Below are 13,007 nucleotides of genomic sequence, written 5' to 3'. Positions count from 1 at the left end.
TCTGGTTTTATCTTACAGGAACGCTGCTGAAATTCAATGCAACCTTAAGATTCATATCAGAAGTAGTCTGGTTTTTCAATTCATAAACCGTTCTCACCGTAACTCCTGTACTTTTTACAATTTCATCTAAAAATCCGGTACTGCTTAAATCTAAATTCAGGCTTGCCGAATCTGTTGAAATATCAGAACGTGAAGCCACTAACTTCTCATTAGTCCCGTTAGAAGAAATGTAAACTTTTACAGATTTCAAAGCACTGAGATTACCTCCAGTTGGAGAAACTACAGATATTTTCGCATCAGAGATTCTTACATCCTTAATCTGAGCATTATTGTTACCACCAAACCAAGTCTGCAGATTTGCAGCCGTAGCTGTAGAAGAAACTTCCTTGTTTGCAGGAACTCCGGTAGAAATCAACACATTTGCAGTGTAAGGAAATGTATTCTGAACTATTGATTGTACGGTTCCACAACTCACCAGAGCTGCAGAAGCTATAGAGGTAATGATAGCTATTGAGAATATATTTTTCATAATAAATTATTATTGTATATTATTGAATTACACAAACTGTACCAATTTATTCTATACGAACAGAGAATTTTCCGGTAGTTTTACCATCCGCCATATTATTTTTCCCAACGATTAGCCAAACTTCCCCTGGTTTTGGTACGTCATAAATAACTTCTCTCATGAATGGGCCGTTCATTTTGCCATCCGGAAGCTTAATCTGGTTGAATCTTATATTAAAATCCTGCTGTTCTGTAGTGATTTTCGCAGTGATTTTCGGTTTGGTGAAATTGGTGATTTTAAGAATTAATTTATCGTGTTTCTCAGTAAATTCTTCTTCAATGGTGAAAGGAAGTTTTTTACCTTCTGCCATTCTTATAATTACCCTGTCTTTTTCTTCACGCATTACATCATCTTTCGAGACTTTTTGTGTTTCTGCAGAGCTGCTGTCTGGAGAATCATTAGTAACCTGATCAGAAGAATCATTTTTCTGAATAATGCTTTCTTCGTTTGCCATTAAAGAGTCTTTATCTGACCTCTCAGTCACAGCTGCTTCTTTCTTACAAGACATCATCATCAAAGGAATGAGTAACAAAAGTGATTTTTTCATATTAAAATATTTTAATGGTGATCAAGATTTTGCACGATTTATTTATTAATGGTTTCGTAAAACAAAACTTTTGAAAGAAACGTTCTTGGCTCTTCATAATTTACCTTTGCCAAAACATCTTTTTTTAATTGTTTATTTTGTTTTTCCTCAGCATATTTCAACAAATATTTTTCGCTGAAATTAATAGATTCAAGATGATAATTGATCACAAAATCATTTCTTTTCATATTTTGAGAAGTGATCACCCCGCCCCAATTGATGAAACTGCAAGCCAAAACCGTTCCATAAACCGACCAGACCATCGAATTGAAAAGATAAGCGTTCGTTTTCTTTTTTTGAATTTTGATCAAGGTAAGCATTAAACCAATGAGAGATAAAGTAAGAAAAGCATACACTCCAAGTCGCTTGTAGGTAAAGCCGTAATTGACGATGTATTCTGTATTTTTCAACATGGCAGAAACCACTAAAATGCCATTCAAAATGATCCAGACTTTGACTAACAGTTTCATTAAACCTGCTTTCTGATCAAAATTAAAGTTAGATTTAAAATAAAACATAATTACCAGAATTGCCATTACGATTGACATCATTACTGCGCCTACTCTTTCATGCGTTTCTTCTGACAATTGATTGGGAGTTTTTACGGCTTCATAAAACTGTTCGTAATTGAAAGTAATAATAAAAAACACCAACAAAACATTTAAACAAAAGAAAGATATCACGCCACTCATTCTTTCAGAATTTAAATCTAAAAATGAATACGTTGCCTTTTGAATTTTGGCTTTTTCACCGAATTCATTATCAAGAATATTATTTTGTTTATAGATGAGTTTTTCGACAGAATAATTCCAATAATTGAATGCAATAAAAAATCCTAAAACAGAGATACACAACAATTGCCAAATGTTAATATCTAATTCATAATCTGTAAAAATACTGGCAAAATGATCACTTCCGGCAGAATAAATTCCGAAGAATATTGAAATTAATAAAACCGGAATTAAAATAAATGCTAAGGTTTTCTGCCACAATCCTGAAGTATTTGTTTTGGGCAACCAGGAATCAAAACTAAAAAATCTGCAGATAAAAGTAAAACAATTGACCAAAAATACCGGGATCAACAGAAGAACTTTCATCCTCCTGTTTTTCGAACGGTAAGCAAGTAATAAAACTGAACTTACAACTGCCAAAAATGAAGGAAAATCTCCGTACCAAGCAAATGCAATACCCGAAAGTACGCTTGCTACAAAAAGAATCATCAAAGTTTTTGTCCTGTTTTTCTCAGGAGTTCTGAAGAGAGTGAGTACAGCATAAACAATTGTTAAAATTCCGAGATTAAGTCCTACATCTTCATTGTAGAAAAGAGCTACAAATAAGACAGTTGTAAGCAATATATAGTGATGTGTTTTCATGAGAAAAATTTTAAGATTAATGATAAGTTGATGTTGAGTTTAATAGAGAACCTGGATTTCTTTTTGCCGGATAAAATCTTTAAGGTGATCGAAATTCTGCCAAAGGAGTTCTTCAAAATCCCAATGGTGAAAAGCTCTCATGTTCTGACCTTTACGAAAAGCTTTAAGATATATTTTAAAATATTCCGGAAAAACAATCGTTCCCAAAGCCAAAACTCCCAGGAGATAAGCGCTGCGTTTTCCGTTCCCGAAAAGCAGATACTGCATTGTAATTTCGTCCTGAATATTGGTTCCTAAATCTGTGATCAGATGATAAACATCGTGATTTTCCATTTTGGGAATCATCCTGAAACCGTGATTATGATAAAATTCGCCCATTATCCTTCCTAAAGAATCTTCATTGAAACTCAGCAATTGTTCTTCATTAAACTGCCATTGTCTTTTTTTCTTTTTAAAATATTTCCTATACTGTTTTTGTGAATTTTCGTACATAAAAATGATAAAGCGGACGCGTAGTTTTTTCATAATTAAAAATTTAGAAGTGATGTTGCATTGAAGAAGTATAAAATGAAATAGGAATATTTATATGAATACTTAATGAAAGCCAAAAGAAAAATTTCATATTGATGTTTTTTTATCATCCATAATTTAAGCTTGGGTTAAAGTAAAAACAGTAATCTCTGGTCTTACCATAAACCTTACCTGAAAAGAATGGCCAATTGCGCGGTTGATGTAGAGCATTCTTCCATCATTCAAATCAATTTCGCCGGAAACATATTTTTTATTTTCCACGGGAAGAATAGGTGTCACCACTCCCGGAATTCTGCATTGTCCGCCGTGCGTATGACCGCTTAAAACCCAGCCTTGATAACCGTTCCAAACATCTCTGTCGCAGACATCCGGATTGTGACAAAGCACAAGGTTGGCTTTTTCAGCATCATAATCTTTCATTACTTTCATCGGATCGAAATTGGGCGACCAAAGATCATCAAAACCGATAATGTTCAAACCGTGAGATTCTTTTTGCTCATTTTTAAGCATCGTCACCCCATTATTTTCAAGAATTCTAGTGATTTCTTCTGACGAACCTAAATCTTTCCAGGCTTTTCCATAATCATGATTTCCGAGAATTCCGAAAGTTCCCAATTTTCCGTAAACTGCTTTTGCCATTACTTTTTTCAGGCTTTCATGATCTTCAGAAGTGCCGTGGTTGACAAAATCTCCGGTATAGACGACAAAATCCGGGTTGAAATTTTGAGCTTCCTGGAATGATTTGATAAGAAAATTCCAGTCGAAACGGTTTCCGACGTGCAAATCTGAAATCTGCATCAGAATTTTACCTTCTAAATCTTCTGGTAAATTTTTAATCGGAAGTTTTTTTTCAACAAATTCTACCCAAAATGGTTCAACCTGCCAAGAATACAGAAAAGGCAACGCTCCAACTGCTGAAAGCTGTAAAAGTCTTTTGAGAAAGTGTTTTCGGGTCATCGCTTTATATTTTTAATACATTTAATTTCCTGCGAAAGGAGTTCCGAATATCCCCACTGCCAATTCTGCCCAAATAAGCATTAGCAGCAAAACAATCACTGCGCAAATCACAATTCTGTAAGTTTTGTTTTTTACAATCCTTTGAATTAAATCAATAATAAAAGCCGTTCCGAATAAAAGTAATCCGCCGATTATAAAATCGCTTAGAGACCAGTTAAACTCTTTAGAAATAAAATTTCCGATCAGAGGAATGCATAATAAAACTGCAGGTACTGCATAAACGATTGTTGTTTTTTGTTTTTGTGTCATTTTGTTAATTTTAAATTTATAAAGTACTTTGTTTTTCAAAGCTGATTTTCAAAAAAATATAGAGTTATCTTCCAATTAATTTTTCCAAGGCATCTAAATGTTCTGTAAAAGCAATTCTTCCCGATTGAGTAACACGATAAGACGTCTTGGGTTTTTTGCCTACAAATTCTTTTTTTACTTCTATATAATTGGCTTTTTCCAAAGCATTGCTGTGGCTTGCCATATTTCCGTCTGTGATTTCAAGAAGGTTTTTCATTTCAGAAAAATCAACCCAATCGTTGACCATAAGAACAGACATAATGCCTAATCTTACACGGCTTTCGAATTCTTTGTTGAGTTTTGAAATGTTGATCATTAGTCTTCTATTCTATTAATAATTAAAGTATCAGAATCCGTTTTTACACTTACTGTTATTGAAACTGGAACATATCCATTTTGTTTAACATAAAGTTCCCTTACTAGTGCATTTTTAGATCGATAATTCCAAATTTCTTTTTTCTCTATTAGCAAATTTTGAGAGTACAACATTTTATTTATCAATGTACTATCATTTGACTTCAAATTTTTAAAATCTTCAGATTTTTCAATTTCATAAATGATCCTATTTCTATCATTTTCTGTTTATCTTAAGATATGTAGTTTGATAATAATCTGACATTCCTATAATTTTATTTGACTCAATTTTATAATTATCTTTTAAAAACAGATTTACTAATTTTAAATCTTTTTTTACATCAGACTTAGAATAAAGCTCACTTTCAAAAACAAATATTATCACGGGTACTATAACAATTCCTGCTAAAAATACTGAAACAAAAACCGCTGTTTTAAAATACCCTCTATTCTTTATAACATAAAATAAAATCACAGAGCAAATGAGTAAAAGCAAGCAAAGAAAACCAAGAATGATAAAACCCACTCCCATTCTACTTATACTTCTTATGCATAATTAATCCATACACAATATGCAACACACCAAAACCGATCGTCCATGCGACTAATCCCCACCCCAAAAACAGGAAGGAAAGCAATCCTAAAACAATCTGGCAATATCCTAAATATTTGATATCTGTCAAAGTATATCTTTCCGCACTTACTAAAGCCAATCCGTAAAAAATCAACGTTGCAGGTGCAACCAAAACAAATAAATGGTGATACAAAAGTATCAGACAAAACAAACCGCCCGTTACCAGCGGAACTGCGAATGTAACCAGAAGTCTTCTCGTGGTGGCATCCCAGATTTTCAGTCCTTTCTTTTTGCTTTTATTAGCCGTTAAAATATATCCGCTTAAAAGCGCAATAATCAAAATTACAGCTCCCGTAAGAACAAGTTCTTGCACTAATTCTTTTCCGAAGATATTTCTGTCACCGTCAAAATAATCAATGCCTTCTCTCTGAAAAACAAAATAAACATACACTGCTCCGATAATCGCAGCCAAACCTGCAACAACCCCCGACAAACCACTTAATGATATAAAACGAGACGAACGCTCCATCATGGTGCGGATGTGTGATAAATCTTCGTGATAGTTTTTCGATTCCATATAAAAGAACTTTGAATTGCAAAGTTATATTTTATTTTTAATTATCAAAACTTTTTTTAAAATAATTTGTTCAAATTCTTAACTTTAGAAAAACGTATGGTATGGACAAAGAAATTCTTCGCTCAGAAATTTTCAGACATTTGGACGGTGTTGTTACTGCGCCTGTAGTAGCTTCGCTGTTGAAAAGAGAAATCATTGCTTTCATTATCGAACGCAAAAAAATATTTCTGAGTGAGCTTTCGGAAGAATTTAAAGCGAATGAAGGCTACCTCAATGTAGCAATTCGGGCATTGGCGTCACAAGGCTTTTTAGAGTATGAGGTAAATAATGAGAATGACAGCATTACAATTTCTGCAAACAACACAACTCAATTGTTGCAAAAATATGGTTTGCTTTATGTTAAAGTGATTCCGTTTTTAAAGTTTTCTACAGATATTAAAAATCAAATCAATGAAACTTCTTTTATCGAAGAATTTTCGCAACTGAGTGATACTGTAAAAAAACATTTTGGAATTCAGCTTTCTGATGATGTCGAAGAAAAAATCGTACAGGAACAGATTTTAAAGCATATTGAAGGCTGCATCATCGGTCCGGTTATTGTTTATTTGGGAATGACAGGAATGTTTCACAAATATTTTATGGAAACTTCTTTTCAGGCTGCAGAGTTTCACAAAAACTCAGAGAATTTTGAAGTAATTCTAGATTTCCTTACCTACTTGGGCTGGTTTAAAAAAACCGGTGACAACTATAAATTTACAGAAACCGGAATTTATTTTGCCAAAAGAGCCGCATCATATGGTGTTACGGTATCTTATCTGCCCCTCTTGAATAAAATGGATGAACTTCTGTTTGGAAATGCATCCAAAATAAGAGAAATCTCAGATGGCGAAGATGAAATACATGTAGACCGTGCAATGAATGTATGGGGAAGCGGCGGCTCACACTCCAATTATTTTAAAGTAGCGAATGATTTTATTATTCAGATTTTTAATCAGCCCATACATTTACAGCCAAAAGGTGTTCTGGATATGGGTTGCGGAAACGGCGCATTTATTCAGCACATATTTGAGACGATTGAAAGATACACACTTCGAGGGAAAATGCTGGAAGAGCACCCTCTTTTTCTTGTAGGTGCAGATTACAACCAAGCCGCTTTGAAAGTGACAAGAGCCAACCTCATCAACAACGACATTTGGGCTAAAGTAATTTGGGGTGATATTGGAAATCCTCAACAACTGGCTGAAGATTTAAAAGAAAATTATGAAATTGAACTTTCAGATCTGTTGAATATCAGAACGTTTCTTGATCATAACAGAGTTTGGAAAGCTCCTGCAAACAGTCAGCCTGAAAGAATCAGCACTTCAACAGGAGCATTTGCGCATCGTGGAAAAAGATTGCCTAATCATTTAGTAGAAGAAAGTTTAAAAGAACATCTTGAATTGTGGCTGCCTTATATCAGGAAAAACGGACTATTAATCATTGAGCTTCATGCTTTAGATTCAAAACTGACGAGTCAAAATTTAGGAAAAACTCCGGCAACAGCTTATGAAACAACACATGGTTTTTCTGATCAGTATATTTTGGAAGTGGAAGTTTTTAAAAAGATATGCCTGGAAACTGGATTGCAGATTGATAAAGAATTATTCAGGAAGTTTCCGAATTCTGAGTTGGCTACGGTTTCAATTAATCTTTTGAAAAGCTGATGAGAAATTACATTGTATAGAAAGTTTTTACTACATTTTTATACAGCAAAAAAATCCACTCTGATATTCAGAATGGATTTTTAGATTTGGTTTTGATTATTATTAGTTTTTAAGTTTGGTTCCTGAAATTTCAAATGGGAAACTCACTCTTTGTCCGCCGTCATCCAGATTTACCCATGTAGAGCTTGCAACAACAAACTGCTGCGCATTGTTTACTTTACCTGCATCATGAGGTAATTGTGGGTAGAAATGAGTTCCTGTAGAAGTTTTTGATCCCCATTTTATCCAATAAGTACCTGCAGCAAGATTAAGATCAGGCGCATTTATTTTCATTTTATAAATTTTTCTGGTGGTGTTATCCGTTTGTCCCTGCAATATTCTGTACCATTTTGTTTCTTCGGCAGAAACATAACGGTTGCTGGTTATATCTCCATATACTTTTACAGCTCCTGCTACAGAAGGATCTGATGAATAAATTTCGAAGTAAAACTCATTTACAGGAAATGTAGCTCCTGCGAAACTTGTTTGATAAGCATAGAAATAAAAATTCTGAATGTTCCATTTTTCACCAGCAGGAATCTGGAAGTCGTCTGCAAGCATACGGTCGGTTACAGTTCCGTTAAGTCCCCAAGTGCTTTGTGGCGCTTTAACCTCACTCCAGCTATATCCTGCCGGAGAAGTAGTTCCTGCAACAGAAGTAGTTCCTGTACTCATTCCGGTTACTGCGCTGTAGGTAAATGTTTCCGGCTCTGGTACAACTTCGTCGTCATCACTTTTACAGCTTAAAACCAAAGTGGCGATAGACATCAGGCATAAAAAAAATCTTGATTTCATAATAAAAAGTTTTATAAATTATTTGATACAAAACTACTTCGCCCGGTCATTTCTTTATAGAGGAAAACCACCCTTTATACAGAGTGGTTTCCTTGTTTATTTCAATAATGATGATATCTGAAATTTTATTTGGCTCTTAATCTTTCTTTGATGGCTCCAATATTTTTCTTTGCCGAATCTTCCAAAATCAAACTTGCGCTCATGTGAATTCTTGCAGGCATCAATTCATTAAAGTGCTCTGTACCTTCCCACGAAACTTTTTTGATTAAAGCTAAAGCGTCCTCACTTCTGGTTGCTAAAGTATTCAGAAACTTTTCAAGTTTTGAATCCATTTCGGCAATAGTTTCAGAAACTGAATGGTAAATATTGTGCTGCTCTGCCCATTCTGAAGATCTGAAATCTGCATCAATTGCTATTGCAGAAAACTGAGATTTCCCGATTTTTCTTTCTACGTAAGGCCCGATTACAAAGGGTCCGATTCCCAGATTGATTTCCGTTAAAGCCAACGCAGCATCTTTGGTTGCAAAACAATAATCTGCACCACAAGCCAATCCTACTCCACCTCCTGTAGTTTTGCCCTGTACTCTTACGATTACTATTTTTCCGCAGTTTCTCATTGCATTGAGCACTTTAGCAAAACCTCCGAAAAACTTGGTTGAGGTTTCAAGCTCATCAATTGACAGAAGCTCATCAAAACTTGCACCGGCACAGAATGCTTTTTCTCCTTCACTTTTTACCAAAATAGCTTTTACTTCATTTTTTGCGCCTTCGTCTAAAATAGTTTGAGCCAGTTTTTCAAGAATTGCTCCCGGAAGAGCATTGCTCTTTTGCGTTCCGAATGTAATCTCCGCAATATTGTTTTTAATTTCTGATGTTACAAAATCACTCATTTTTTCAAAATATAGTTTGGATATTATTTAGTGCAAAAATAGATTAATCTTTGGACAAATAAATAAAGTCTTACTTTTTATCAATTTATTAAATATCAAAGTATATGACATCAAAATTTAATAAAATAAGTAAATTAAATACCACTATGAATCATCAAAATCTTAGACTTTTGTTTTCAATCATCAGCTATCAACCATTAAAACTTAAGAATAGTTTCATCATATGATTCTATTACATGAATGATTAAACCTTTGAAATTTCTCAAAGGTTTTTGTTTTATAATTTTCAGATGTTTACAACTTTATAATCATATCACATCTGAAATGAGAACATTGAAGTAGATCATATTGCTTAATCGAATTTTTCTTCCGGCTCAAGACCTTTAATGAAAGTCTCAAAATCTTTTGCCAAAAATGTCTTTTTAAACTCAGATTCCTGGTCTATGTGTACCACTTCAGGTTCACCATCTTTGCCACAATTTGTATAATCAAGCAAAATCATATCATGACCTGCTGAAGGACAATCTGCAATGTAAATTCCGGTTGCCGGGTAACCCCATTCTTCGATCATAAACTGACTTCCGAGTGATCCGCAGAGCGAATTTTTTTTTGTTCTTCCGATTCCCATAAAACCCGTCATTGCAACATGGTCTTCTGCCCAGGAATTACTTTCAGTGGTTGGAAAGCAAGGTCTGTTGACCAATCCGCCGTTTTGTATTCTCATTAACTCAATGTAAGAATCCGGGAGTTTATATCCAAGTTCTTTTTCAATCGACTCAATCATTTCCTCATCCGGTACATCTTCAATGTAATCTCTTGAAGAGTAGCTACATTCACTCCAAAAATTTGTAAGATCAAAGTCTTTAAAAAATTTTAAATCCATAGTATTAGTTTATTGAAAAAGGGAGCTTATTTGCCGTGACAAATTTATAACTATTTTATGTTAAATCCATCCAAACTATTTAAAATGATGCATAAAATGTTTTTTCTCCTGAAATGGTTTCTCAATTATTTTTATTTCCTAATATAAAATTTACAATAATTTCACATTTAATTTCTCTCCATGATAATTAAAATGATAAAAAAGATCGAATTTTTATACCTTCATCTAAAGAACAATGTTTCAAATTAAAAAAAATCCCTTTCAGTAAAAGCTAAAAGGGATGATAATTTTATTTATAATTTGAATTAAACCAATCCAAACTGTTCAAAATGATGCGTGAAATGTTTTCTTTGGAAAAGCTCCATCATTTCTTTATTCAGATGCCCGAACCTTGGATGATAATGTTCTGCAAAAGGATTTTCTTTGTAATAAACTGTAAACTCTTTTAAAGTTTCAATTAATTTCGACTTCGCTTCATCCAGATTTTTATTTTTATTCTGCGGAACTTCACCTTCTTTCCATAAAGGATATTGCGCTCCCGGACGAATCTTCTGGTCGGTGTACAACCAATCCTGAAGTTTCTCTAATTTCTCAGCAGGAATCTCGTCAAAATCTTGTGGTTTCAAATCACCGAAGCCGTTTCTCAATACTTCCTCTAAATGTTCAACCATCAGTTGCGGTGTAAAATCCCCGAAAACAGGTTGAGTTCTTTCCGTAAGTGCATTTAATTTTTTCTGAATATTCTGAACTTTAAAATCAATAAACGGCGAATGCTTTGCAACTAAAGTTAAAATCGTAGCTACACAAACCACCTCATCTCTCTGATTGACAACTTCCACCAGCCATTTCACAACACCGGAAGGAATATTTCTGCCTTTTACTCCACGGTTGATTTTTTCTTTTGCCGTTAAATAAACCGTAATCGTATCTCCCGCATAAACAGGCTTGAAGAAGGAACAATTTTCCAACCCATAATTGGCGATAACAGGTCCTTTTTTACCAGAAACAAACAATCCTGCTGCTGCAGAAAGAATAAAATATCCATGAGCAACGGTTTTATCGAAAATAGTTCCGCTCAGACTTGTTGCATCGGTGTGTGCGTAAAAATGATCCCAAGAAACGTTTGAGAAATTCACGATATCTGCATCCGTAACCGTTCTTCCCGCTGTTTCCAAAGAATCTCCAATCTCAACATCTTCAAAATATTTCTGGAAAGGATGCTTGTCTGCAAATTTTTTCTCTGCTCCTTGCTGATAAACTTTTGTAATCGCCGTTAAAATATCCGGTGAACCCTGAATTGCTGTTTTCTGAAGGAAGAAATGAAGACCGTTTAATCCGCCCATTTCCTCACCGCCTCCTGCTCTTCCGGGACCGCCGTGCATTAACGTAGGAAGTGGAGAACCGTGACCTGTACTTTCTTTTGCGTTGTCTCTGTTTAACACGAAAATTCTACCGTGCTGAGAAGCCATTTTCCAGGAAGTTTCAGCAACAAAATTTTCATCGTGAGAAACAATTGAGCCTACCAAACTTCCTTTTCCTCTTTTTGCCAAGGCTGCAGCTTCTTCCGCATCTTTATAAGGCATCAAAGTAGAAACCGGACCAAAAGCTTCGACATCGTGAGATATATTTTTAGTAAAAGGAGAATCGTTTAAGAACAATTTCGGACTCATAAATGCACCATTTTCATAATCTGCATCTATAAGTTCGTGCTTTCCGTCATAAACAAGTTCATTTTCAGTTTTTAAGATATTTACTTTTCTTAAAACCTCATCATACTGCTCTTTTCCGACCAAAGAACCCATTCTTGTATCTCTGCTTAAGGGGTTTCCAATTTTTGTCTGATCCAAAGCTTTAGATAAAGCATTCTGAACCTCACCAATTAAGTTTTCAGGAACGATAATTCTTCTGATTGCCGTACATTTCTGACCAGATTTTGTGGTCATTTCGTTACGAACTTCTTTGATGAATAAATCAAATTCGGGAGTTCCAGGTTTTGCATCCAATCCAAGAATTGAACAGTTCAAAGAATCGGCTTCCATGTTGAAACGAACAGAATTTCCTGATACAGAAGGCAATGCTTTTAGTTTTCTACCGGTTGTTGCAGACCCCGTGAACAGTACAGAATCCCCATCCTGAACATAATCCAGAATATTTCCCGGCTCGCCACAAACCAATTGAAGAGCACCTTCAGGCAGTACTCCACTTTCAATCATATCGTGAAAAACTGCATTGGTTAAATAAGAACCGTAAGGTGATGGCTTCACAATACTTGGAACACCCGCCAATAATGAAGTTGATAATTTTTCCAGCATTCCCCAAACAGGAAAGTTATACGCATTAATTTGCACAGAAACTCCTTCACTTGGCGTCAAAATATGAGTTCCCAGGAAAGTTCCGTTGGCGGAAATCTTCTGAGTTTCTCCATCTACCCAAAACGGCGTGTTCGGAAGCATTCTCTTTGCCAATCCTGAATACGTGAAGAAAGTACCGAAACCTCCTTCGATGTCTACCCAGGAATCTGCGTGGGTTGCGCCTGTTTTATATGATAATTCGTAATATTTTTTCTTTCTTTCTAAAAGGTAAAGCGCTACTTTTTTCAGCATCTCTCCACGATCATAGAAAGTCATCGATGAAAGATTTTTGTAACCTACTGTTCTTCCGTAATCAAGAGCCTGTTCGAAATTAAGCCCTTCAGTATCAGAAATGGCAACCTGCTCTCCTGTCACAGCATTGTATAAAGGGATTCCGTTTCCGTTACCTTCTACCCATTCGCCGTGGATATAGTTTTTTAATTTTTCCATATAGTTTTTAATTTAACAATGTATCAAT

General features: G+C 34.9%; 14 protein-coding genes. 1 reads left to right on the top strand and 13 read right to left on the bottom strand.

Going from position 1 to position 13,007, the window contains the following annotated elements:
• Positions 1-7 precede the first annotated feature (7 nt).
• The 9 genes from ACZZ9T_RS06515 to ACZZ9T_RS06475 all read right to left on the bottom strand — a co-directional run bounded on the left by ACZZ9T_RS06515 (position 8) and on the right by ACZZ9T_RS06475 (position 5,868).
• Positions 8-529 (bottom strand): hypothetical protein, encoded by a 522-nt coding sequence (locus ACZZ9T_RS06515; protein ID WP_463441392.1) that lies wholly within the window; start codon positions 527-529, stop codon positions 8-10.
• A 46-nt stretch (positions 530-575) separates the two neighbouring features.
• The gene (locus ACZZ9T_RS06510; RefSeq protein WP_463441391.1) at positions 576-1,115 is read right to left on the bottom strand and encodes a hypothetical protein; all 540 of its coding nucleotides are present in this window, start codon (positions 1,113-1,115) and stop codon (positions 576-578) included.
• Between the two features lie 38 nt (positions 1,116-1,153).
• Positions 1,154-2,527 (bottom strand): DUF4153 domain-containing protein, encoded by a 1,374-nt coding sequence (locus tag ACZZ9T_RS06505; protein ID WP_463441390.1) that lies wholly within the window; start codon positions 2,525-2,527, stop codon positions 1,154-1,156.
• A 39-nt stretch (positions 2,528-2,566) separates the two neighbouring features.
• Positions 2,567-3,052, bottom strand: a complete 486-nt coding sequence (locus ACZZ9T_RS06500; RefSeq protein WP_463441389.1) for a Coq4 family protein — start codon at positions 3,050-3,052, stop codon at positions 2,567-2,569.
• Between the two features lie 123 nt (positions 3,053-3,175).
• Entirely contained in the window at positions 3,176-4,015 is an 840-nt protein-coding gene (locus tag ACZZ9T_RS06495) for a metallophosphoesterase (RefSeq protein WP_463441388.1), read from the bottom strand.
• A 21-nt stretch (positions 4,016-4,036) separates the two neighbouring features.
• On the bottom strand, positions 4,037-4,324 hold the full coding sequence (locus ACZZ9T_RS06490; protein ID WP_463441387.1) for a hypothetical protein: 288 nt from the start codon (positions 4,322-4,324) through the stop codon (positions 4,037-4,039).
• Between the two features lie 64 nt (positions 4,325-4,388).
• Positions 4,389-4,679 carry a winged helix-turn-helix domain-containing protein gene (locus ACZZ9T_RS06485; RefSeq protein ID WP_463441386.1) on the bottom strand — a complete coding sequence of 97 codons (291 nt, stop codon included), beginning with the start codon at positions 4,677-4,679 and terminating at the stop codon, positions 4,389-4,391.
• Between the two features lie 255 nt (positions 4,680-4,934).
• The gene (locus tag ACZZ9T_RS06480; protein WP_463441385.1) at positions 4,935-5,249 is read right to left on the bottom strand and encodes a hypothetical protein; all 315 of its coding nucleotides are present in this window, start codon (positions 5,247-5,249) and stop codon (positions 4,935-4,937) included.
• A 1-nt stretch (position 5,250) separates the two neighbouring features.
• Entirely contained in the window at positions 5,251-5,868 is a 618-nt protein-coding gene (locus ACZZ9T_RS06475; RefSeq protein WP_463441384.1) for a hypothetical protein, read from the bottom strand.
• Between the two features lie 101 nt (positions 5,869-5,969).
• Between ACZZ9T_RS06475 and ACZZ9T_RS06470 the strand changes: the two genes are divergently transcribed.
• Positions 5,970-7,571 (top strand): class I SAM-dependent methyltransferase, encoded by a 1,602-nt coding sequence (locus tag ACZZ9T_RS06470; RefSeq protein WP_463441383.1) that lies wholly within the window; start codon positions 5,970-5,972, stop codon positions 7,569-7,571.
• 102 nt (positions 7,572-7,673) lie between these two features.
• Here the strand turns inward: ACZZ9T_RS06470 and ACZZ9T_RS06465 are convergent, their stop codons facing one another.
• From ACZZ9T_RS06465 to paaZ, 4 genes are all read right to left on the bottom strand, one after another.
• Positions 7,674-8,405 (bottom strand): hypothetical protein, encoded by a 732-nt coding sequence (locus ACZZ9T_RS06465; RefSeq protein WP_463441382.1) that lies wholly within the window; start codon positions 8,403-8,405, stop codon positions 7,674-7,676.
• 125 nt (positions 8,406-8,530) lie between these two features.
• On the bottom strand, positions 8,531-9,295 hold the full coding sequence (locus ACZZ9T_RS06460) for an enoyl-CoA hydratase/isomerase family protein (RefSeq protein WP_463441381.1): 765 nt from the start codon (positions 9,293-9,295) through the stop codon (positions 8,531-8,533).
• 352 nt (positions 9,296-9,647) lie between these two features.
• Entirely contained in the window at positions 9,648-10,178 is a 531-nt protein-coding gene (locus tag ACZZ9T_RS06455; RefSeq protein ID WP_463441380.1) for an SMI1/KNR4 family protein, read from the bottom strand.
• A gap of 305 nt (positions 10,179-10,483) precedes the next feature.
• The gene (gene paaZ, locus ACZZ9T_RS06450; RefSeq protein WP_463441379.1) at positions 10,484-12,979 is read right to left on the bottom strand and encodes a phenylacetic acid degradation bifunctional protein PaaZ; all 2,496 of its coding nucleotides are present in this window, start codon (positions 12,977-12,979) and stop codon (positions 10,484-10,486) included.
• Between the last annotated feature and the right edge of the window lie 28 nt (positions 12,980-13,007).

This window comes from Chryseobacterium sp. AC417, from assembly GCF_979258215.1.
Note: the sequence above shows the minus strand (reverse complement) of the source record. Positions and strands in the feature narration are given on the sequence as shown.